At 70.5% G+C, this 21,640-nt stretch carries 21 protein-coding genes; 13 read left to right on the top strand and 8 right to left on the bottom strand.

What is annotated here, in order from left to right:
* Window positions 1–25: 25 nt before the first annotated feature.
* Window positions 26–439, bottom strand: a complete 414-nt coding sequence (locus HEP81_RS33560) for a roadblock/LC7 domain-containing protein (protein WP_037659103.1) — start codon at window positions 437–439, stop codon at window positions 26–28.
* Between the two features lie 92 nt (window positions 440–531).
* On the opposite strand from HEP81_RS33560, the gene HEP81_RS33555 reads away from it, so the two are divergent.
* Together HEP81_RS33555 and HEP81_RS33550 are read left to right on the top strand one after the other, a co-directional pair.
* Window positions 532–960, top strand: a complete 429-nt coding sequence (locus HEP81_RS33555; protein ID WP_037659106.1) for a PPOX class F420-dependent oxidoreductase — start codon at window positions 532–534, stop codon at window positions 958–960.
* A gap of 87 nt (window positions 961–1,047) precedes the next feature.
* Window positions 1,048–1,647: a class I SAM-dependent methyltransferase gene (locus HEP81_RS33550; protein WP_037659109.1), complete on the top strand. Its 600-nt coding sequence runs from the start codon at window positions 1,048–1,050 to the stop codon at window positions 1,645–1,647.
* Window positions 1,648–1,651: 4 nt separating this feature from the next.
* Here the strand turns inward: HEP81_RS33550 and HEP81_RS33545 are convergent, their stop codons facing one another.
* A complete protein-coding gene (locus HEP81_RS33545; RefSeq protein WP_037659186.1) occupies window positions 1,652–2,407 on the bottom strand; it encodes an alpha/beta fold hydrolase in 756 nt (251 codons plus the stop codon).
* A 128-nt stretch (window positions 2,408–2,535) separates the two neighbouring features.
* Between HEP81_RS33545 and HEP81_RS33540 the strand changes: the two genes are divergently transcribed.
* On the top strand, window positions 2,536–3,063 hold the full coding sequence (locus HEP81_RS33540; RefSeq protein WP_037659112.1) for a PadR family transcriptional regulator: 528 nt from the start codon (window positions 2,536–2,538) through the stop codon (window positions 3,061–3,063).
* Here the strand turns inward: HEP81_RS33540 and HEP81_RS33535 are convergent.
* Window positions 3,046–3,945: an oxygenase MpaB family protein gene (locus HEP81_RS33535; RefSeq protein ID WP_037659113.1), complete on the bottom strand. Its 900-nt coding sequence runs from the start codon at window positions 3,943–3,945 to the stop codon at window positions 3,046–3,048. The genes HEP81_RS33540 and HEP81_RS33535 overlap by 18 nt on opposite strands.
* Before the next feature lie 288 nt (window positions 3,946–4,233).
* Between HEP81_RS33535 and HEP81_RS33530 the strand changes: the two genes are divergently transcribed.
* Window positions 4,234–5,106 (top strand): hypothetical protein, encoded by an 873-nt coding sequence (locus tag HEP81_RS33530; RefSeq protein WP_037659114.1) that lies wholly within the window; start codon window positions 4,234–4,236, stop codon window positions 5,104–5,106.
* 23 nt (window positions 5,107–5,129) lie between these two features.
* Here HEP81_RS33530 and HEP81_RS33525 read toward each other — a convergent pair whose 3' ends face one another.
* Both HEP81_RS33525 and xylA read right to left on the bottom strand, forming a co-directional pair.
* A complete protein-coding gene (locus HEP81_RS33525; RefSeq protein ID WP_037659116.1) occupies window positions 5,130–5,315 on the bottom strand; it encodes a hypothetical protein in 186 nt (61 codons plus the stop codon).
* Window positions 5,316–5,624: 309 nt separating this feature from the next.
* Window positions 5,625–6,791, bottom strand: coding sequence for a xylose isomerase (gene xylA, locus HEP81_RS33520; protein ID WP_037659119.1), 1,167 nt, complete (start codon window positions 6,789–6,791; stop codon window positions 5,625–5,627).
* A gap of 195 nt (window positions 6,792–6,986) precedes the next feature.
* Here xylA and xylB point away from each other — a divergent pair, with 195 nt between their 5' ends.
* The 7 genes from xylB (at window position 6,987) to adh (ending at window position 16,404) form a co-directional block, all read left to right on the top strand.
* Window positions 6,987–8,432, top strand: a complete 1,446-nt coding sequence (gene xylB, locus HEP81_RS33515) for a xylulokinase (protein WP_037659122.1) — start codon at window positions 6,987–6,989, stop codon at window positions 8,430–8,432.
* 39 nt (window positions 8,433–8,471) lie between these two features.
* Window positions 8,472–9,680, top strand: coding sequence for an ROK family transcriptional regulator (locus tag HEP81_RS33510; protein ID WP_037659126.1), 1,209 nt, complete (start codon window positions 8,472–8,474; stop codon window positions 9,678–9,680).
* 301 nt (window positions 9,681–9,981) lie between these two features.
* On the top strand, window positions 9,982–11,466 hold the full coding sequence (locus tag HEP81_RS33505) for an APC family permease (protein ID WP_037659128.1): 1,485 nt from the start codon (window positions 9,982–9,984) through the stop codon (window positions 11,464–11,466).
* Window positions 11,467–11,673: 207 nt separating this feature from the next.
* Window positions 11,674–12,687 carry an acetamidase/formamidase family protein gene (locus tag HEP81_RS33500; RefSeq protein ID WP_037659131.1) on the top strand — a complete coding sequence of 338 codons (1,014 nt, stop codon included), beginning with the start codon at window positions 11,674–11,676 and terminating at the stop codon, window positions 12,685–12,687.
* Window positions 12,688–12,810: 123 nt separating this feature from the next.
* Window positions 12,811–13,407 carry an N-acetylmuramoyl-L-alanine amidase gene (locus HEP81_RS33495; RefSeq protein ID WP_190276108.1) on the top strand — a complete coding sequence of 199 codons (597 nt, stop codon included), beginning with the start codon at window positions 12,811–12,813 and terminating at the stop codon, window positions 13,405–13,407.
* Window positions 13,408–13,516: 109 nt separating this feature from the next.
* The gene (locus HEP81_RS33490; protein ID WP_037659137.1) at window positions 13,517–14,824 is read left to right on the top strand and encodes a GAF domain-containing protein; all 1,308 of its coding nucleotides are present in this window, start codon (window positions 13,517–13,519) and stop codon (window positions 14,822–14,824) included.
* Window positions 14,825–14,880: 56 nt separating this feature from the next.
* Window positions 14,881–16,404 carry an aldehyde dehydrogenase gene (gene adh, locus HEP81_RS33485; RefSeq protein WP_037659142.1) on the top strand — a complete coding sequence of 508 codons (1,524 nt, stop codon included), beginning with the start codon at window positions 14,881–14,883 and terminating at the stop codon, window positions 16,402–16,404.
* Between the two features lie 64 nt (window positions 16,405–16,468).
* Here the strand turns inward: adh and HEP81_RS41750 are convergent, their stop codons facing one another.
* Together HEP81_RS41750 and HEP81_RS41745 are read right to left on the bottom strand one after the other, a co-directional pair.
* Window positions 16,469–16,696 carry a site-specific integrase gene (locus HEP81_RS41750; RefSeq protein ID WP_243279673.1) on the bottom strand — a complete coding sequence of 76 codons (228 nt, stop codon included), beginning with the start codon at window positions 16,694–16,696 and terminating at the stop codon, window positions 16,469–16,471.
* A 592-nt stretch (window positions 16,697–17,288) separates the two neighbouring features.
* Complete coding sequence (locus tag HEP81_RS41745) at window positions 17,289–17,528, bottom strand: transposase (RefSeq protein ID WP_243279672.1); 240 nt, start codon at window positions 17,526–17,528, stop codon at window positions 17,289–17,291.
* A gap of 945 nt (window positions 17,529–18,473) precedes the next feature.
* Here HEP81_RS41745 and HEP81_RS33470 point away from each other — a divergent pair.
* Window positions 18,474–20,588: an AfsR/SARP family transcriptional regulator gene (locus tag HEP81_RS33470; protein WP_037659148.1), complete on the top strand. Its 2,115-nt coding sequence runs from the start codon at window positions 18,474–18,476 to the stop codon at window positions 20,586–20,588.
* Window positions 20,589–20,666: 78 nt separating this feature from the next.
* The gene (locus HEP81_RS42220) at window positions 20,667–20,798 is read left to right on the top strand and encodes a hypothetical protein (RefSeq protein WP_259332483.1); all 132 of its coding nucleotides are present in this window, start codon (window positions 20,667–20,669) and stop codon (window positions 20,796–20,798) included.
* Between the two features lie 46 nt (window positions 20,799–20,844).
* Here HEP81_RS42220 and HEP81_RS33465 read toward each other — a convergent pair whose 3' ends face one another.
* Window positions 20,845–21,555 (bottom strand): alpha/beta fold hydrolase, encoded by a 711-nt coding sequence (locus HEP81_RS33465; RefSeq protein WP_259332583.1) that lies wholly within the window; start codon window positions 21,553–21,555, stop codon window positions 20,845–20,847.
* Between the last annotated feature and the right edge of the window lie 85 nt (window positions 21,556–21,640).

Below are 21,640 nucleotides of genomic sequence, written 5' to 3'. Positions count from 1 at the left end.
CCGCGGGACTTAGAGAACTCGCAGGTCAGAGGTCCGTGCTCGGTGCCCGCTCGGGCTTCCGCGCGTCGACGCCGAGGTGTTCGCCGACCCGGTTGACGAGCAGGGTCATCTCGTACGCTATCTGCCCGATGTCGGCCTCCGCCCCGCTGAGCACGCACAGGCAGCTGCCGGAGCCGGCCGCGGTCACGAACAGCACGGCGTCGTCGTACTCGATCATCGTCTGGCGGACCGCGCCCGCGCCGAAGTGGCGTCCCGAGCCCTTTGCCAGGCTGTGCAGTCCGGACGCCACAGCGGCGAGATGTTCGGCGTCCTCGCGGCGCAGCCCGGTGCTCGCGCCGGTGACCAGTCCGTCGTTGGACAGGACCAGCACGTGCCGTACATCGTCCACACGTTCCGTCAGATCGTCCAGGAGCCAGCCGAGTCCCTGGTTCTGCGCCATTTCCGTCTCCCCGTGCGATCTCTCCCCCCTGGCCGGAGGAACCCTCCGCAAGCCTTCCCCACGTGCGGCGTACGGGCAAGCAGGATGGGGGCATGGCACAGAAGATGACCGATGAGGAATGGCGGGCGTTCGTCTCAAAAGGCACCCGCACCGGCAAACTGTCCACTGTTCGCGCCGATGGGAGCCCGCATGTGGCCCCGGTCTGGTTCCTGCTGGAGGGGGACGAACTGGTCCTTCTCACCGGACGGGACACCGTGAAAGGGCGAAATCTCGCCCGTGACGGGCGTGTCGCCCTGTGCGTGGACGACGACCGGCCGCCGTTCCATTTCGTGATGCTCAGCGGCCGTGCCCGGCTGTCCGAGGACCCGGCGGAGCTGCGCCACTGGGCCGCGCGGGTCGCCGCCCGGTACATGGGCGAGGACCGTGCCGAGGAGTTCGGCGCGCGCAACGGCGTTCCCGGCGAGCTGCTGGTGCGCGTCCCCGTCGACGAGGTGGTGGCGATCCGGGACCTGGCGGCCTGAGCGGCGGTCCCGGCCGATCGACACTCGATCGTCCGCCGCCGGGACGCGAGACACACCTGACCCCGGAAGCAGGGCATCATGCGAGTCATGAGCGACGACCACGCACATGTCCAGGAGTTCTTCACCGCGCGGGCCGCCGGCTGGGACGGCAAGTTCCCCGACGACGGGCCCGCGTACGCGGCCGCCGTGGCCGATCTCCGGCTGCGGGCGGGTGACCGTGTGCTGGACGCGGGCTGTGGGACGGGGCGCGCGCTGTCTCCGCTGCGGGCCGCCGTGGGCCCCACCGGTGTGGTGCTCGGCGCCGATCTGACCCCGGCGATGCTCGCGGCCGCCGTGGCGGCGGGCCGGGACCGGGAGAGTGCGTTGCTGCTCGCGGACGTGGCCGCCCTGCCGCTGCGCCCGGAGTGCCTGGACGCGGTGTTCGCGGCAGGGCTGATCGCCCATCTGCCGCACCCCGTGGAGAACCTTCGGGAGCTCGCCCGGGTGGTACGGCCCGGCGGGCGACTCGCCCTGTTCCATCCCATCGGCCGTGCGGCCCTGGCGGCGCGGCAGGGCCGGCAGATCACGCCGGAGGATCTGCGAGCGGAGCCCAATCTCCGCCCTCTGCTGTGCCGTTCGGGGTGGCGCATGACGTCGTACGTCGACGAGGACGCCCGTTTCCTCGCCCTCGCCGTGCGCGAGGACTGAGGGATCAGATGTTTGCGGCGACGGCGGCCGCGAAGGCGTCCGGGTTGTCGAACATGATGTTGTGCCCGGCGCCGGGCACCGTCAGCACCCGTACACCGGCCGCCTCCAGCCGCTCCCGGCCCTCCAGTTCACCGCTCTCCTCCCCCTGGAGGTACACGCGGTCGATGTCCAGGCCTTCCAGGATTGTGCGCATGACCGGGTCGGAGCCGCGCCGCAGGCCGACGGCGCTGCGGTGCAGGGCGCGCGGGTCCGCCAGCCGCATGGTGGCCGCCCACAGTGGACCGACGGCTGCCAGGACACGCGGGCACGCCTCCTCCACGAACCCGTCCTCCTCGTAGGCGGCGATCGCGCTGCTGCCCGCCGTCAGCGGTGGGAAGGCGTCCAGATTGGCCTCGGAGAGCACCAGCCGGGAGACCAGTTCGGGCCGCCGGTGCGCGAGCACGATGGCGACGGCGCCGCCCATGCTGTGGGCGATCAGCTCGGCGCCGCCGACTCCGGCCGCGTCCAGCGCGGCCGCGACCGCGTCGGCATGCTCCTCCAGCGTGTAGCCGAAGTGCCGGGGCCGATCGCTGAGGCCATGGCCGGGCAGGTCCATGAACAGGCTGCGCCTTCCCGCGAGTTCGGGGCGAGCGGCGATGTGGGCGTGATAGGGCGCGGACATCGACCCCAGCCCGTGGAGGTAGACCCGGGCGGGCTCCGCCCCCGAAACCTCGGTCCAGCGGATCCGGCTTCCCTCGCCATCGAACACGGCCTGCTGCACAGCACCCTCCCTGTCGGCCTTGATCACCGCTTCCGACCATACATCGGAATCGAGGTATTACGTCGACGTAGTATCGATGGGCCGCTGTACAGCGTCGACGCACGGTCGACCTACGGAAGAATGCGGGCATGCTCGAACTCGCCATCCTGGGATTCCTGTACGAGGCCCCGCTGCACGGATACGTACTGCGCCGTCACATCGTGGCGCTCACCGGGCATGTGAGGCCGGTCGCGGAGAGCACGCTGTATCCGGCGATCAAGCGCCTGGAGAAGGCGGGACTACTGGTGCGAGCCACTGAGCCGGGCGCCGTGGCCGCGCCACGTCATGTACTTCGGCTGACCGAGGAGGGCCGACAGGAGCTACGGCGCCGACTCGCCGAGCCCGGTCAGCGCGAGATCACGGACGAGAACCAGTGGTTCGTCCTGCTGGCCTTCCTGCGCCACCTCGGGGATCCCACCGCCCAGGCCGCCGTGCTGAGCCGACGGCTCGCCTTCCTGGAGGAGCCGACGAGTTTCTTCTACGACGGCGACCGGCCGGTCCGCGCCGAGGAAGTGGACGACCCCTTCCGGCAGGGGATCCTCACCATCGCCCGTGCCACGAGCCGGGCCGAACTCGGCTGGCTGCGCGACACCCTCGCGTCACTCGACGGAGTCTGAGGTGTCCAGGTGCCGCACCGGGCAGCCGCGCAGCCCCGGGACCGGACGAGTACCGAGGTCGGCCACGCGGTAACCGTTCGGGTAGCCCTTGATCTCCCGGTTCTGGCGGGCGAAGTGGGGTGCGCGGCGCGGCGGCAGCAGCCGCACCATCCGGCCGCGGGCCCGGACGACGCGGCGCACCAGGGCTACGGCGGCCGGGCCGGGCCGCTCATAGCGGAAGGCGTTCAGCAGCGGCTCGTCGAGCAGCGCGAGCACACCTGTGCGCAGCAGGGGCGCGAGGGGGCGTGGATACCAGGATGCCATCAGGCCGAGGGTGGCGTCCGAGACGCGCCGGGCCCCTTCGTCCCAGCCGAAGTTCGCCTCCTCGTAGGTGTCGAGAAGGGTTTCGAACTCTTCGTAGGTCTTGGGGAGATCGGGGATGCCCATGTGCCGGCCGAGGGTCCGGTAGTACTCGGTGGCGGCGACGATCTCGTGCCGGGACAGCCGGCGCCAGCCGTAGGTGTCGATCCAGCGCTTGGGCACCACGACGAAGGTGCTGAGCACGTACCGCATGTCGTCGTCGCTGATGTCGTAGCTCCGGTGCATCTGGTTGATGCGGCGGATCGCCGTGCGCCCCTGCTCGGCGGCGAAGCCGTGCTCGACGACGGTGTCGAGGAGGAGCGCGGTGTCGTCGTACCGCTTCTGGGTGCGGTCGGTCAGCTCGGCGGTGCGCGCGAGGAGCCGGCCGATGCTCGGGACGGCGTAGGTGCGGTACAGGGCCAGTTCGAGGGCGCGGGTGTAGTCCCAGGGGAATTCGTAGACGGCGCTGAGCCGGTAGATCTCCGGGGCGTCCGCCACCGGGTCCAGCCGGCGGATCCGCTCCAGCCGTTCGAAGCGCTTCACCGCGTCGCCCCCTTCTGTCGCCGGATGCCAACTCTATGTGGAGCACTGGGAGATGAACCATCACCGATCTCCCCATTTCGAAAGGAGGACGGGCGCCCTTGTTCTGTGGGTTCCGCGCCCTTCGCGGCCCCCGGGTGGGGGCGGCCTGGGGAAGTCCCGTGGAGACCGTGGTCGATTCGCCCCTGTCCAGGGGGAAAGTTGCAGGTCCGCGTGGTGTGAGGAGTCGTGACAAGGGCCTTCCGTCCGCATTAGGGTGCGCGCGATCGGACAAGCCACTAGGAGGCAGGGATGGCCGGGACGGACGATGGGGCCGTCGCCGCCGCGGACGATGCGCTGTATGTGCTGACGGCGGTGCTGCTGACGCCGGCGCAGTTCCCGAGCGTGCTGGGCGACGATTATCCGGAGTCGTGCGCGGCGCTGGGGCTCGCGCCCCGCGCCGACGGGTACGGCCTGGTGCTCGGACAGGACGGCGAAGGCGCCCGCTGGACGGTCGTCATCGACGATGTCTCGCTGGTCGCGGTGGCGATCGCGTCCTGGGACTGCGGCCTGGAGTACGAGCTGTCGCCGGAGGAGCACGCGATCGTGACCGCGCTGCCCGGCTGGCCGCTGGCGGTCGCCGTGGCGGCTCCCGGTGTTCCCGCGCCGCACGATCCCGCTCCCGAGACGGGCGAGCGGCCCCCGCTGTGCCCGCCGGACACCAGCGTCTGGGGCCCGGCTCAGCGGCGTCTGGGCGCCGATGAGATCGCGTCTCAGTGGGCGGCCTGGCGGCAGCAGATCAACGACGACGAGTTCGCCGTACCGGGCGGCCCGGCCCACACCGCCGAGCCCTCGGCGCGGCCCGAGGAGAGCGACAAGGGAGCCGAGGGCAGCGCCACGGAACCGCCGAAGGGCGGACACCAGGGGATCCGGCGGGTGCTCACGGAGGCGCGTGCCTACGTCGACTCACCGCCACCGCTGGGCCGGGTGCGCTCCACCTTCGCCCCCGGCGACGCCCGCACACTGCGCGCGGACGGCCCCGGCTGGTCGATGGTGGCGCGCACCGACGACATCGCCTTCGTCCTGCTCGACGAGGAGCCCGGCGAGGTCCTGCCGGTCGGCCGCGGCCCGGAGCTGCCCGGGCTGCTGGACGCCCTCGACAGGATGGCCGTACGCCCCCTGTGATCAGAGGCGGCGCCGGGTCCGTCTCAGCGGCCGATTTCCTTGCGGCTGAGCCTGCGGAGCCTGCGCCGCTGGGACGGATCCAGCGCCAGGTAGCCGGCGGCCGGGATTCCGACCACGACCAGGAGCACCACCCACAGGGGCAGCCCCAGGAGCAGCAGCACCAGGCCGACCGCCACACCCCCGACGGCGATCTTCGCGTTTCTCGACATGAGCGTCGCCTCCTTCAACGGCCACTGCCGTTCTCTGCTGTGAGAACGGCCTCCGGCTCCCCGCGGTTCCGGGCCTCGCCCCTGAGAGATCCCTGATGTGTGCCCCTAGTGGGCCGGTTTCCTCGGGTCGGGCGGCGGCCACAGAGCATGGCGAGGTGACGCAGGTCACGAGGTGAGCATAGGAGGGTCGCGGCAAAGGCGCCCATGTCATGCGCGACCGTCCTGCGCGACGGAACGGCCGGGGGTACGGCACGCGTACGCGTGCCGTACCCCCGGCCTTCTTTCGTCAGCGCCCCACGCTCGCGGCCGTCAGCCGCGCGCCCCCAGCAGGTGGTCCATCGCCAGCTGGTCGAGGTGCTCGAACGCCATACCGCGCGCGGCGGCGGCCTCGACGTCGAAGTCCTCGAACGCCGAGCGGTCGGCGAGCAGGGCGTCCAGGCCGTCGGCCGCGGTCGGCTGGGCCAGCTGGTCCAGACGCGCGGCACGCAGCGCCTCCTGCACCTCCGGGTCGGCGCGGAAGGCGGCCGCGCGGTCCTTGAGGATCAGGTAGTTGCGCATGCAGCCCGCGGCCGAGGCCCACACGCCGTCGAAGTCCTCGGTCCGCGGCGGCTTGAAGTCGAAGTGCCGCGGGCCCTCGTAACCGGCGGTCTCCAGGAGGTCGACCAGCCAGAACGCCGCCCGCAGGTCGCCGGCGCCGAACCGCAGGTCCTGGTCGTACTTGATGCCGGACTGGCCGTTGAGGTCGATGTGGAAGAGCTTGCCAGCCCACAGGGCCTGTGCGATGCCGTGCGGGAAGTTCAGGCCGGCCATCTGCTCGTGGCCGACCTCCGGGTTGACGCCGTACAGCTCCGGGCGCTCCAGGCGCTCGATGAAGGCCAGGGCGTGGCCGACGGTGGGCAGCAGGATGTCGCCGCGGGGCTCGTTGGGCTTGGGCTCGATGGCGAAGCGGAGGTCGTAGCCCTGGGCGGTGACGTACTCGCCGAGGAGGTCGAACGCCTCCTTCATGCGGTCGAGGGCGTCGCGCACGTCCTTGGCGCCACCGGACTCGGCGCCCTCACGGCCGCCCCAGGCGACATACGTCTTGGCGCCCAGTTCGGCCGCCAGGTCGATGTTGCGGATCGTCTTGCGCAGCGCGTACCGGCGTACGTCGCGGTCGTTGGCGGTGAAGCCGCCGTCCTTGAAGACGGGGTGGGTGAAGAGGTTCGTGGTGGCCATGGGCACCGTCATGCCGGTGGCGTCCAGGGCCTGGCGGAAGCGCTTGATGTGCGACTCGCGCTCGGTGTCGGAGGACCCGAAGGGGATCAGGTCGTCGTCGTGGAAGGTCACTCCGTAGGCGCCCAGCTCGGCCAGGCGCTGCACCGTCTCGACCGGGTCGAGGGCGGGGCGCGTGGCGTCGCCGAACGGGTCCCTTCCCTGCCAGCCGACGGTCCACAGACCGAAGGTGAACCTGTCCTCGGGGGTGGGCTGGAAGCTCATGGCGCGGCTCCTTGTTCCGTACGACTATTTCGTCATGGCCGTTTACAAATTAGTATGCGACCACGCCTCTGGGAAGAGACAAGGTGTCTTCGACCACAAGGCGGCTTCGACAGATGTCTTCCACGGGCGCCCTCGGGGTGTCCTCGGGAGCGCCCCACAGCACATCCCGCTGAGCCGCGGAAGAGGGAGAGCCCCATGTCAGCAGCGGAGGGTCCGCTCGTCGTCGGCGTGGACACGTCCACCCAGTCCACGAAGGCCCTGGTCGTCGACGCGGCCACCGGGCAGGTGGTGGCGAGCGGCCAGGCGCCGCACACCGTCACCACCGGCGGGGGCCGGGAGAGCGATCCGCGCCAGTGGTGGGACGCCCTGTGCGAGGCGCTGCGCCAGTGCGGTGACGCGGCGCACGAGGCGGCCGCGATCTCGGTCGGCGGACAGCAGCACGGCCTGGTCACGCTGGACGAGCGAGGTGAGCCGGTGCGGCCGGCGCTGCTCTGGAACGATGTCCGCTCCGCGCCGCAGGCCCGTCGGCTGGTGGAGGAGCTGGGCGGCCCGAAGGCTTGGGCCGAACGCACCGGCAGCGTGCCCGGGGCCTCGTTCACGGCGAGCAAGTGGGCTTGGCTCGCCGAGCACGAACCGGAGGCGGCCCGCGCGACCAGGGCCGTACGGCTCCCCCACGACTACCTCACCGAGCGCCTGACCGGGCAGGCCGTCACCGATCGCGGTGACGCCTCCGGCACCGGCTGGTGGGCGTCCGGCACGGAGCGGTACGACGAGGACACCCTGGCGCACCTCGGGCTCGACCCGGCGCTGCTGCCCCGGGTGGTGCGTCCGGGCGAGGTGGCCGGGACGGTACGCGACAGACACGGTCTGCCTTTCTCCAAGGGCACGTTGGTGGCCTCGGGCACCGGTGACAACGCGGCGGCCGCGCTGGGCCTCGGGCTGCTGCCCGGCACCCCGGTACTGAGCCTCGGGACCTCCGGCACGGTGTACGCCGTGTCCCGGCACCGCCCGGCCGATCCCACCGGTACGGTGGCGGGCTTCGCCGACGCGCGCGGGGACTGGCTGCCGCTGGCCTGCACCCTGAACTGCACGCTCGCCGTCGACCGCGTCGCGACTCTGCTGGGCCTGGACCGCGAGGCCGTCGCGCCCGGCGGCTCCGTGACACTCCTGCCGTTCCTGGACGGCGAACGCACCCCCGACCTGCCGAACGCCTCCGGCCTGCTGCACGGGCTGCGGCACGACACGACCCCGGGCCAAGTGCTCCAGGCGGCGTACGACGGTGCGGTGCACTCCCTGCTCGGCGCGCTCGACCTGGTCCTCGACGAGGACGCGGACCGCGACAGCCCGCTCCTGCTGATCGGCGGCGGCGCGCGGGGCCACGCCTGGCAGCAGACCGTACGACGGCTGTCCGGACGGCCGGTCCAGATCCCTGCGGCCAAGGAACTGGTCGCCCTGGGTGCGGCGGCCCAGGCGGCCGGGCTGCTGACCGGCGAGGATCCGGCCGCGGTGGCCCGGCGCTGGAACACCGCGGCGGGACCGATGCTGGAGCCCGTGTCCCGGGACGAGGAGACGCTGGCCCGGATCGGCGGGGTACTCTCCGACGCGGCCCCGCTGCTGGAGCGGGGTACGGAAGACCGCTGATCCGTGCCGCCCGGCCCTGGAACGAGGATTGACGCAGGCATGACCGCACCGCTGCACGAGGCCCGACCCGCGGGGGTCGGCCGGGCTCTGCCGGACACCCAGCAGGGCATGCGCCGGCGCAATCTCGCGCGGGTGCTGCACGCGGTCAGTGCCGAGGGTTCACTCTCCCGGGCCGCGGTGGCCTCCCGCATCGGTCTGACCCGGGCCGCGGTGTCGACCCTGGTGGACGAGTTGATCCGCTGGGGGCTGCTGGAGGAGCTGGGCCCCGAACGGCCGGGGCGCGTGGGCCGGCCCGGATCGGCGCTGGCGGTGAGCGGCCGTGGTCCGGCCGGGATCGGGGCCGAGATCGGCGTCGATCATCTCGCGGTGTGCGCGGTCGACCTGCGGGGCGCGGTCCGCGCGCGGGCCGTGCACCGAGGCGCCAACCGCGGCCGGGCGCCCGAGCCGGTGATCGCGGAGCTGACGACGCTGGTCGGCCAGGTGGTCGCCGAGGCCGAGCGGGAGGAGCTGTGGCCCGCCGGGCTCGCGGTCGCCGTGCCCGGGCTGGTGGCGCGGGACAGCCACACCGTCGTACGCGCCCCCAACCTCGAATGGCGTGACACGGACCTCGGGGCCCTGCTGCCCGGCGACTGGCCGCTCACGGTGGACAACGAGGCCAACTTCGGTGCGCTGGCCGAGCTGTGGCTCGGCGCCGGCACACCGCGCGAGTTCCTGCATGTGTCGGCCGAGATCGGCATCGGCGCGGCGATCGTCGTGGACGGGCAACTGCTGCGCGGCACACGGGGGTTCGCGGGCGAGCTGGGCCATGTGCCGGTACGACCGGACGGCCCGTCCTGCGCCTGTGGCGGGCGCGGCTGTCTGGAGCAGTACGCGGGCCAGGAAGCGGTGCTGCGCGCGGCGGGGCTCCAGCCGCGTGAGGACCTCGTCGGCCTGCTCGCGGAGCACGCCGAGAAGGGCGAGGAGGGGGTGCGGGCGGCGCTGCGGGACGCGGGCACGGCCCTCGGCATCGCGCTGACCGGGGCGGTGAACCTGCTCGACCCCGAGACGGTGGTCCTGGGTGGCGCGCTGGCGGGGCTGTCGCCCTGGCTGCTGCCCTCGTTGGAGGCGGAGCTGACGGGCCGTACGGCGGGTCCGGCCTGCCCGGTGGCGGTGTCACCGCTCGGTCCCGAGGGCCCGCTGCTGGGCGCGGCGCACTCCGTCGTCCGCGCCGTGCTGGACGATCCGGCCTCGGTGACCAAACGAGCCTGACGCTTCGCCAGGCGCCTGTGGACAGCGGTGGCAGGTCACGAAGCCGTGTCTCCGCCGGAGGCTCCGGCGGACTCGCGCGGTCCCCGGCGCACTGTCCTCGTCCGAACGAGTGGCGAAGTTATCCACAGGCTTCCGCTTGTCCACGGAACCGTGGCGCACCCTTCTGCCGGGCCCGCCCGCGCCGTACCGTGAATCGCACGAGGCACACGCTGCCGGAGCGTCAGAACCGGCGCGGGCCTCGTGATTTGAGCGGCATTCACCCAGATCGGGCGGCATCGGACGGACAAATATCGGGGGACACATGCGCGGGGAGAGCACCGGGGCTCTGCGGCGTGACGCCATCGGGTTACGCGAGGTCCTGTTCCAGAGCATCACGGCGATGGCGCCGGCCGCGGCGGTGGCCGCGTCCATCCCGGCCGGCGCGGCCTTCGCGGGCGGCAGCCTGCCGCTGGCCGTGCTGGTCGCCCTGGTGGCCTGCCTGTTCACCGCCTCCTGCGTGGCCGAGCTGGCGCGCGAGCTGCCCGCGGCCGGCTCGGTCGCCACCTACGCTGCGCGGGGACTGCATCCGGCCGTCGGCTTCCTCGTCGGCTGGGGCTACGTCTTCGTGGAGATGCTGGTCCCCCCGCTGCTGCTCCTGCAACTGGGCTTCACGGTGGCGGGAACACTGCACGACGAGTGGCCCTCGTATCCGGCGGACCTGTGGTGGCCGTACTCCCTCGCGGGAGCGGCCGTGATCGCCGTCGCCGGATACCTGGGCGTGCTCGCCTCGGCCCGCTTCGGCACCGTCCTCGGAGCCTTCGAGGTCCTTGTCCTCCTGGTGTTCGCCGCGCTGCTGATCGGCAGAGCGGGCGGCGCCAACACCTTCTCCGTCTTCGGCACTTCGCATACCGCCGCGGGCCACTCCGGGATCGGCGGGGTCTTCGCGGGATCCGTGTACACCGTGCTGGCCTTCGCCGGATTCGAGGCGGCGGCACCGCTCGCGGAGGAGACGCGCGAGCCCCGGCGGACGATGCATCGCGCGGTGCTGGGCGCGGCCCTGGGCATCGGCCTGTTCTACGTCGTCACCACCTACGCGATGACCGTCTACTTCGGGCCGGACCGGTTCGCCGGGTTCGGCGCGTCGGGCAACGCCTCCTGGGAGGGGGTGGCACGGGCCTCCTTCGGCTTCTTCTGGGTGCTGCTGTTCCTCGCGGTGGTCAACTCCACGATCGCCAACGCCAACGCGTGCGCGAACGTGTCGACCCGTACGGCCTTCGCCCTGGCCCGCATCCGGGTCCTGCCCGGGGTGCTCGCCACGCTCCATCCTCGCCACCGCTCCCCCGTGGCGGGCATCGCGGTACAGACCGTCGTGGCCGTCGCCGCCGTGCTCGGCCTCGGCCTCGGCTACGGCCCCGAGACCGCGTTCCTGCTCCTGGCCACGGTGATCGTCACGGTCGTCATCGGCGTGTACATCGTGGTGAACCTCGCGTGCGCGGGCCACTTCATACGGGTCGGCGGCAACGCCCTCAAGCCGATGCGGCATCTGCTGTTCCCGGTGCTGGGCATCGCCGCCTTCGTCCCGGCGCTGCTGACGGCGGCCGGCCTGCCGGTGTTCGACTTCGTGACCGAGCTGACGGCTCCGGTGTCCTACGCGGGTCCGATCGTCGGCGTCTGGATGGCGGCGGGCGTGGTGGTGCTGCTGGTCCTGACCCGGCGTCATCCCGAGCGCATAGCCGAGACCGCGCGGGTGCACATCGAGGAGGACGCCCCGGCCGACCCGCGGCAGGGCGGCAGCGTGGTCAGCTGACCGGTTCTCGCACCGGCGCCGCGCGCCGTACGACCGCCCGATGGCTGGTGATCACAGGCCTCCTCGCCCACCGGACACCACGCCACCCCACACCACGTCGACCACACCACGCTGCGTCCGCTTCCCCGGCGGTCCGCACCCTCTTCCCCCGTCCCCCTTCCCCCGCCCTCCCCTACGACCCGCCCACCAGAAGGGACCCACGACACGATGACCGACCCCCGGATCCTCACCGTGCGACCGGAGCCGGACGAGTACGCCTGGACGTTCGGCGGCGCGGCACCCGTGGCCCGCGTCGCGCCCGGCACGGTGCTCGACCTGTTCACGGAGGACTGCTTCGCCGGGCGGGTCCGCTCCGAGAAGGACCTTGTGTCCGAGGTCTGCGAGTTCCCGTTCCTCAATCCCCAGACCGGTCCCTTCCACATCGAGGGCGCGGAACCCGGTGACACGGTGGCCGTGCACTTCGTGTCGATCGAACCGGCCCGCGACTGGGCGGCGTCCACGACGGTCCCTCTCTTCGGGGCACTCACCTCCACCCACGCCACCGCCTCGCTCCAGCCACCGCTGCCGGAGCGGGTCTGGATCTGGGAGTTGGACCGTGCCCGGCGCACCGCCCTCTTCCGGGCCCGGGACAGCGACTTCGAGAGGGAGCTGCCCCTGGAGCCGATGCACGGCACGGTGGGCGTGGCGCCGGCCAACCTGGAGGTCCGCTCGGCGCTGGTCCCGGACGCGCACGGCGGAAACATGGACACGCCCGAGATGCGCGCCGGTGTCACCTGCTATCTCGGGGTCAATGTGGAGGGCGCTCTGCTCAGCCTCGGCGACGGACACGCCCGTCAGGGCGAGGGCGAGACCTGCGGGGTGGCGGTGGAGTGCGCGATGAACACCGTGGTGATCGTGGACCTCCTCAAGGGCGTCGCGACTCCGTGGCCCCGGCTGGAGTCGGACACGCACATCGTCTCGACCGGCTCGGCGCGCCCTCTGGAGGACGCGTTCCGGATATCGCAGGCGGACCTGGTGCGTTGGCTGGTGAGCGACTACGGGTTCAGCGAACTGGACGCGTACCCGTTCGCCACCCAGACGGTCGAGTCACCGCTGGCGAACGTGTGCGACACGAACTACACATGCGTGGCCAAGCTCCGCAAGGAGTGGCTGCCCGCGCGGGAGACCTACCGCGGTGTGCACGCGCGGCTCCGGGAGACCGCACGGGCTCTGCGCGGCTGACGCCCGGCCACCGAACACCGCGCACACCGCGCACGCCCGATACCCCCACCCCCAAGCGCACCACCGCCCGTACTCCCATCACTCCCCGACTCCCCCACTCCAGAAAGGCATCCCACGATGGACATGGACCGGGAAAGGCCGCGTCTGAGCAGACGATGGATCCTGAAGGGCGCGGCGCTCGCCGCCGTTCCGTACGCGCTGCTTCCCGAACCGCAGGCCGGCGCGAGCGGTTCCGTCGACTATCCGCCCGCCGAGTGGACGCCCGCCAGCACCTCCAACTACACGGCCTCCGGCCGGCCCGGCACCTACGCGCTCGACCGGGTCATCATCCATGTGACCCAGGAGACGTACGCCAACACCCTGGCCATCTTCCAGAACCCGGAGAAGCAGGTGACCGCGCACTACGTGGTGCGGTCGGCGGACGGACATGTCGCCCAGTGCGTACGCGAGAGCGACATCGCCTGGCACGCGGGCAACTGGAGCTACAACACCCGCAGCGTCGGCATCGAGCACGAGGGCTGGGTGGATCAGCCCTCCTACTTCACCAACGCCCTCTACGAGCAGTCGGCGAAGCTCACCGCGTCCATCTGCGACAGATACGGCATCCCCAAGGACAGGGAGCACATCATCGGCCACTACCAGGTGCCCGGCACCGACCACACCGATCCCGGCCCCAACTGGGACTGGGTCCGCTACATCAGGCTCGTCAACTTCGCCTAGGGCCTGTCACAGATCCCGAACCGGCGTCACACCGGTTGTCTGCGCGGACACGGCACGTGACGATGGTCCCAGCCGGATCATCGCCGTAACACCGTCCGGGGAGGCCGAGTTGACCGATCCGTGGGTGGCCCTGGAGCCGGGGGCCGATCCCGCCGAGCGGGTCCGGGTGCTGCGCCGCGCGCACGAGACGTTCACCACGGTGGGCGCGGTGCCGCGCCCGGTGCGGTCGGTGGTGGCGGAGTCGTGGCGGCGCAGCGCGCGGGCCGGTGTCGTACCGGACGGCACGGCGTGCGTGGAGTTGTCCGACAGCGATCTCGGTGCCTATCGGGCGGAGCATCCGCTGGCCCGGCTGATGCCGCTGTTCCGGGAGCTGCTGGGCACATTCGCCGCCGAGGACGAGCAGTTGCTCGCGGTGTGCGACGCGCAGGGCAGGCTGCTGTGGGTCGAGGGGCACCCGGCTGCGCGGCGGCGGGCCGACGCGATGAACTTCGTGCCGGGGGCGCGCTGGTCGGAGGCCGCGGTGGGCACCAACGCGCCGGGGACCGCCGTGGCGCTGGACCGGCCGGTGCAGGTGTTCGCGGCGGAGCACTTCACCCGGCGGGTGCAACCCTGGACGTGCGTGGCCGCTCCGGTGCACGATCCGCGCACCGGGCGGGTGCTGGGCGCTGTGGACGTCACCGGTGGGGACGGCTTGGCGCATCCGCACAGCCTGGGGTTCGTGCAGGCCGTGGCGCGGGCGGCGGAGGCCCAGTTGGCGCTGCTCGCTCCGCCGCGGTGTGCCGCGGACACACCGACGCTGCGCGCGCTGGGCCGGGACGAGGCCGAACTCACCGTCCAGGGAAGGCGGATGAGGCTGAGCCGTCGGCACAGTGAGATCGTGCTGCTGTTGTCACGGCATCCCGAGGGGCTGACGGGCGACGCGTTGCTGTGCGCGCTGTACGCGGACGAGTCCGTGACCCCGGTGACGTTGCGGGCGGAATTGGCGCGGTTGCGGCGGTCGTTGGGGCCGGGGCTGCTGGACTCGCGGCCGTACCGGCTGACGGCCGCGGTCGAGGCGGACGCGACCGTGGTGGAGCGGCGGCTGGCGTCGGGGGCGCTCACCGCGGCGGCGCAGGCGTACGCCGGTCCGCTGCTGCCCGGTTCGCAGGCCCCGGCGATCGTACGGCTGCGGGACCGGCTCGCGCGCGGGCTGCGGACGGCGCTGGTCGCGCAGCGCGATCCCGACCTGCTGGCCGACTGGGCGCACGCGCCATGGGGCGAGGACGACATCGAGGTGTGGCGGGCGCTCGCGACGGTACGCCCGACGGCGTCGGTGCGGTCCCGACTGGCCGCGCTGGAGACGGAGTTGGCGGTACCGGCCGCGCGGGCAGGGGGGTGGGCGGCGGGCGCAACGTACTTGCAACGTCCGCGCGCCTAGCCTCGCGCCGAGAGCTGCCCAAGGGCGGGCAGCGCTGCACCAGGAGGCACACCAGGATGACTCGTTACGCGGCGCCGGGCACCGAGGGCGCGATCGTCTCCTACCAGTCGCGCTACGACCACTTCATCGGCGGCGAGTACGTGCCGCCGGCGCGCGGGCAGTACTTCGAGAACCCGTCGCCGGTCAACGGACTGCCGTTCACCGAGATCGCGCGCGGCACCGCGGAGGACGTGGAGCGGGCACTGGACGCGGCGCACGCGGCCGCCCCCGGGTGGGGCCGTACGTCGGTGACGGAGCGCTCGGACATCCTGCGGAAGATCGCCGACCGTATGGAGGCCAACCTCGAAGCCCTCGCGGTGGCGGAGAGCTGGGAGAACGGCAAGCCGGTCCGCGAGACGCTGGCGGCGGACATCCCGCTGGCGATCGACCACTTCCGGTACTTCGCCGGGGCGATCCGGGCGCAGGAGGGGTCGCTGGGCGAGATCGACGACGACACGGTGGCGTACCACTTCCATGAGCCGCTCGGGGTCGTCGCGCAGATCATCCCCTGGAACTTCCCGATCCTGATGGCCACATGGAAGCTGGCGCCGGCGCTCGCCGCGGGCAACGCGGTGGTGCTCAAGCCGGCCGAGCAGACCCCTGCGTCCATCCACTACTGGGTGAGCCTGATCGCGGACCTGCTGCCGCCGGGCGTGCTGAACATCGTCAACGGCTTCGGTGTAGAGGCGGGCAAGCCGCTGGCGTCGAGCCCGCGGGTGGCGAAGGTGGCGTTCACCGGAGAGACCACGACGGGGCGGCTGATCATGCAGTACGCCTCGGAGAACATCAAGCCGGTCACCCTCGAACTGGGCGGCAAGTCGCCGAACATCTTCTTCGACGACGTGTGGGCGCACGACGACGACTTCCGCGACAAGGCGCTGGAAGGCTTCACGATGTTCGCGCTCAACCAGGGCGAGGTGTGCACCTGCCCGTCGCGGGCGCTCGTCCAGCGCGGCCACTACGCGGAGTTCCTGGCGGCCGCGGTCGAGCGCACCCGGCAGATCAAGCCGGGGCACCCGCTCGACACCGACACGATGATCGGCGCCCAGGCGTCCAACGACCAGCTGGAGAAGATCCTCTCCTACCTGGACATCGGCCGGCAGGAGGGCGCGAAGGTCCTCACCGGTGGCGAACGCATCGAGTACGACGGTGAGTTGAAGGGCGGCTACTACGTACAGCCGACCATCTTCGAGGGCGACAACCGGATGCGGGTCTTCCAGGAGGAGATCTTCGGTCCGGTCGTCTCGGTGGCCTCCTTCGACGACTTCGACGACGCCATCAAGATCGCGAATGACACGCTGTACGGGCTCGGCGCGGGCGTGTGGACCCGGGACGCCAACACCGCCTACCGCGCGGGCCGCGCGATCCAGGCGGGCCGGGTCTGGACCAACTGCTACCACGCCTACCCGGCGCACGCGGCGTTCGGCGGCTACAAGCAATCCGGCATCGGGCGCGAGACGCACAAGATGATGCTGGAGCATTACCAGCAGACCAAAAACCTCCTGGTGTCGTACTCGCCGAAGAAGCTGGGCTTCTTCTAGACACACGGGAAAGGGCGCCTGACCTGGGATTTCACCCGTCTGGCGCCCTTCATGCAACCCGCTCTCAACCGCCCTCGGGCACGTCACCCTGGCTGACGCGCCGCCACTCGTTCATGGACTGCTCGATGAGACGGTTCGCCTGCTCTCGAAAGCCGTCAAGGAACCTCGCGTAGTGGCGGAAGAGGACCTCGACGCTCTGGCCGGCGCGGCGGGCGCACTCGGCAGGGTCCACTCCGGAGTAGAGCCAGAACGAGATCCCGGCATGACGGAGATCGTAAGGCCGCTCGGCCAAGCGAGAAGTGCGCTCAGTACGGGTCAGGGCGTATTGCCGGGCCCGCGCCCACTTGCCGCGCGACGCTTGAGCTAGTGCACCTCGTACACCCCACCGTCGTCGGTCCGCTCCTTGCCAGGCCGCGAAGTACATGCAACCGAAGAATGCTTCAAAATGAGGACCCCGCCCCCGCTGGCGAGCAACGGCCTCGAGCAGCCGAAGCACCTGGGCTGGATTGGGAACGGCAACCGCTCGGTGCCTCTTGAGGCGATTGATGCCGCATTCCACCGCATGGCGCTCGCGGTAGTCGACCGGGGCGAACTTCGGCGGTCGGCCGCCTTGAGAGCCCCCGTTTCTTGCGGGAAGCGTACGCCTTGTCCGCGCGAACCCGCCTGGGCCGGGTGCGTGGCCTGCCCGGCCCCAGCCGGGGAACCCGGACACGGCCCAGGACGGCCTCGAACTGCGGGGAGTCGCCCCGCTGCCCGCCGTGACGACGATTGACATGGGCTTCTGTCGTTGCTCCACAGCCAAGTGCAGCTTGGTGGTCAGGCCGCCGCGAGCGTGCGAGCCCATGGTCCGCAGGTTCGGCGACGGCACCACCGGGCGGTTCCTTCTACAGGTCCCCCTTTTCCGTGCCCCTGCAGCGTGCTGGTGGGGCACGGACGACGGTGGAGTCGACGTTGATGTCCCAAGTGATCAGATCCTTGGCGTCCGCCTGGGCATGGACCCGGAAGCGTATGACGTCGATCAGTTGCCGCCGACTCCATGTCGGCGGCCGACCGGACTTCTTACCCTTCGGCAACAACGGCTCCGGCACCGTCCATTGCTGGTTCGTCAGGTCTCCGCCCGCCACGAATCAAGATCGTCTCACGGCCGAGATCCACTTTCGATACACGCATAGATGATCGGCAAGACCGCGGAAATTGATCGTTGGCTCACCGCCACACGAGAGAGAGGGAGGTTTCCTGCGGCGTACAGCGGCCCGCGGGGCCCGTGGTTTCCCGCTCGGCATCCGACCTCACCGCGCCGCATAAACGGCCAAAAAAACTCTTGCCTCCAGGGTATCTTGTTCTTCAGATCCCTTCCGGCGAGAGCCTCCGGCCCGTCATATGCCCGTCCGCATCGCCGTTGAAAGCCCCGGATCACGCGTGCTACTTTGTCGAAGATTCGATGTCATGACGTGCCGTTGACCGTACCGAGGCTCTAGCACGTCCTGACCCATTGACGTCAGCTTTTGCGGTGTGGATCGCCGGTCTGGAGATCGAAAAAGATGGCTGAATCACCAAGGTGGCGGGCAGTCGAGAGGTATGGCCCGGCACCACCCTTCGGACCGCGAACCTGTGCGCCCCTGTCAACGTCGACAACGGCGAAGTGATCGGGCGACGTAGCCGAACCGGAATCGAGCGAGCTTCTTTGCGTTCCCGAAGAAGGTGATGAAGCCGCGTACCGGCCAGGCTTCCTGTGAAGGGGAAACTGGTCCACGCATACCGCACCGGAGGCGAAGGAGTGGCCGGCGTAGGACACGCACGTGCGCCGCACCCCCGTCGACTCGTCCTGACTCAACCCGACTGAGGTCCGCTTCGGCATCCAGATCACGCAGGCGATACGGTGCCGCGCCCCGCTCGAAGGCACCGACTCGTGGAACGCCGACGCCGCCGCCCCCTCCCTCGAACCGCGACCGCCGGCGAGATTGCGGCGCAGATCCGGCGTCACGGCCGACGTCAGGCAACCTCGTCAATGCAACGCAAGCTGATCCCATCGGAGTCACAAGCACATATCAATACGGGGGAAGTCCATCATGGAGTTCGGAATTCTCGGCCCCTTACTCGTTCGCGACGACCGTGGAGAGGAACTGGTCATTTCGAGCACGCGACTTCGCATACTGCTCGCGAGCCTACTCCTCAAGCACAACACTTTGGTCCCCGCGACCGACCTCTTGGAGACCGTGTGGGACGGCCGGCCCGCGGCCAAGGCCCGCGCCACGCTGTCGAGCTACGTCATGCGACTGCGAAAGAAACTCGGCCCGGACTCGGCCAAGAGAATCCGGACGCTGCCCACCGGCTACCTGATTTCGGTGGCCGACGACGAAATCGACCTCCGAAGATTCCTCATGCTCAGCGCCGCAGGCCGTCAGGCAGCGGCTCACGAGAACTGGGAGCTCGCATCCGACACCCTCACGAATGCCTTGCGCTTGTGGCGAGGTGAAACCCTGGCCGATGTGCCGTCGGAATCCTTGCGGCACAGCGAGTGCCATCGCCTCCAGGAGACCCGGCTGCAGACGATCGAACTGTGGGCGGAATCCTGCATCCGGATCGGCAATGGTGCGGTTGCCGTCGCCGAGCTGCAAAGGCTGACGGCGGAACACCCGCTGCGGGAACAGTCCTGGAAACACCTGATAAACGCGCTGGCAGAGACGGGACGCTCGGCAGAGGCGCTCCACGCCTACCAGCGACTCAGGGAGACACTGGCCGACGAGTTGGGATCCGATCCCAGCCCGCCCCTGCAGCGTCTCTACCATCACATTCTGACACCGGGAAGCTCGCCGCCCACCGACGACGAACCACAGATACCGGGCTCGCCTCAGGTCACCGCCATGAGCGGCGACACGCAGTCGGCCGGAGAATTCACGCCGAACCCGTTGCCGCCGGCTCCTCCCCACTTCACGGGCCAGGCGTCACAGATCGAGGACATCGTCGGCAGGTTGACCGACAATCGCCATGACGTTCCCCTGGTCACGGTGTCCGGGCCGCCCGGGGCCGGCGCGAGTACTCTTGTGGCCCATGTGACGCACCGGCTGAGCCAGGAGTTCAAGGACGGCGTTCTGTACGCCGACCTGGGCGGCGATGCGTCCAGGACACACGCGGCTCTGAAATCCTTCCTTCAGGCATTGGCGCCCGCGGGACTCGAATTGCCGGTGCACCCTGTGTTGCAAAAACGTCTTTGCCGATCGCTGTTCGCGGGCCGGCATTTCCTGGTGGTGCTCGACAACCCGGCCGACACGATGGATGTCCGGGACCTGGTCCCTGCGGAACCGGGAAACGCCGTGCTCATCGCCAGCTGGGGCCGGCTCACTGCCCTGCCCGGCGCGTACAACGTCGAACTCGCCATGCTGCCTCCCGATGAGAGTCTGGCTCTGGTGGCCAAGAGCATCGGGCGTGATCGCCTCCTGGCCGAACCGGAGGCCGCTGCGGCACTGATCGATTTCTGCGGTGGGCTGCCCCTGGCCCTGCAATCGGTCGCTGCGAAGCTGGCCGCCCGTCCTCATTGGCGCCTGGTGGATCTCATCAGCAGCCTCCAGCGGGACCGGGCCGATGTCGACCAGTGGCACCTGAGCGGCCTCGAAGTCCGAAGCAGCTTCGACGAGCGCTACGCAATGCTCTCCGAGCGCCAGCAAACCCTCTTCAAGCTGCTGTCCAACCTGGACGTCGACGACTTCACGCTGACCACCGCGGGAATCGTTCTCGGCGACTCGGCGTCGAGGGTCAGCCAGGACCTGGAGACGTTGGTGGACGTCAATATGCTGAGCTCGCCTGCCCCGGGCCGCTACGCCTTCCACACCCTACTGCGCGAGTACGCCCAAGGACTGTCTCGCAATACAGCCGACATGGCGCTCTCGAGCAGGGCACTGCACCGTCTCTTCCGGCACGAGATCAGCCAGCTCCAGCTCGTGAGCGATGTCCTGCTGCCCGAGGACGCCACCGGTACCCTGGCTCGCCCTAATCCGTTCTCCTGCGGAGAAACCGCTCAGCAGTGGTTCGGTGACCAGCTCCAGCTGCTGATGAACATGCTCCACCACGGCGTCGGCGCCGAAGACGCTGACGGCCTCGACCTGACGACTTTCTGCGAGCTTCTCCAGCGTCTCCGCGTGCTGACGGATCACTGGGAACATCTCCAGTCTGCGGGGAATCGCTGATCGAAGCTGAGCTTGCTCGGCCAAGTCCACGGGGCGGAGACACGCCACCGGCGGGCGGTGCAGCGCCTCGTCCAAGCCATGGAGCTCTTCCAGAGTCTGGATCATCAGGCCGGCGAGTCGCTCACGCTCGGCTACCTCGACGTGCAGCACCTCCCGTTCGGGCCGCCGCAGCGCGACCACGTCCCCGGCGGTGAGGCCCACGTGAGCTGAGGAGCGCCGCGGATGGCGGGTCCGCCGGACGGCCCGGCCCCCGGCCTCACAGGTGGGACGCACGGTGTTCCGCCGCGGTCAGAAATGCCTCCAGCATCGGATTGAAGCCGGGCGCGCGCTGGACCGCGTGGCCGGCTCCGGTGACGCAGATCCGCTGCGCGCCGGTCCGGGCGGCGACGGCATCGCACACGACCTCGATCGCCGGTGCGTGGCCGCCCGAGACGACGAGCACAGGTATGCCGGCCTCGACGATCCTTCCGAACCGCGGGCTCGCCTCGCCCGGGGAGCGAAAATCACGCGCCAGCTCGATCGCCTGAAGCATGTCGTCGTCCCGGGTATCGAGAGACTGACGATCGAGGCCGGCCACGGACAGGAACTCGCGTTCGGTCCGGGCGTCACGATGCCCCTCGGCGAATCGATCGGCGACCTCCGCCAGCCTCCGCACCGATTCGTCCGCGCCGGCGGCGCTCCACAACGGCACCTCGATCAACGTCAGGGACCGGACCCGGGACGGCTGCAGACCGGCTGCCACACACATCCCCAATCCGCCGTAAGAGAACCCGACGAAATGCGCGCCACCAGGAATGCCGGCGACGAGCGCCGCCATGTCTTCGGCGTCCACGAGGAAATCCTGCCGCGGCGCAGGGGGACTCGGTGAAAAGCCCCGGCGGCTCGGGATCATCAACGACCACCGGGCTGCGAGTTCCTGCTGGCGGGCCCAGGCGTGGCGAGCGGGAAGTCCGCCGTGCACGAGCACGACGGGCGGGCCCGCCCCCGTCTTCCGGACGAACAACGGCGCGTGGGACCGCGAGACGGCGGGCTCGGTCGACTGTCCGGTGGCC

The sequence above is a fragment of the Streptomyces griseofuscus genome, assembly GCF_014673495.1.
GTDB classification, from domain to species: Bacteria; Actinomycetota; Actinomycetes; order Streptomycetales; family Streptomycetaceae; genus Streptomyces; species Streptomyces murinus.
This window is presented reverse-complemented; position numbering and strand designations above follow the sequence as displayed.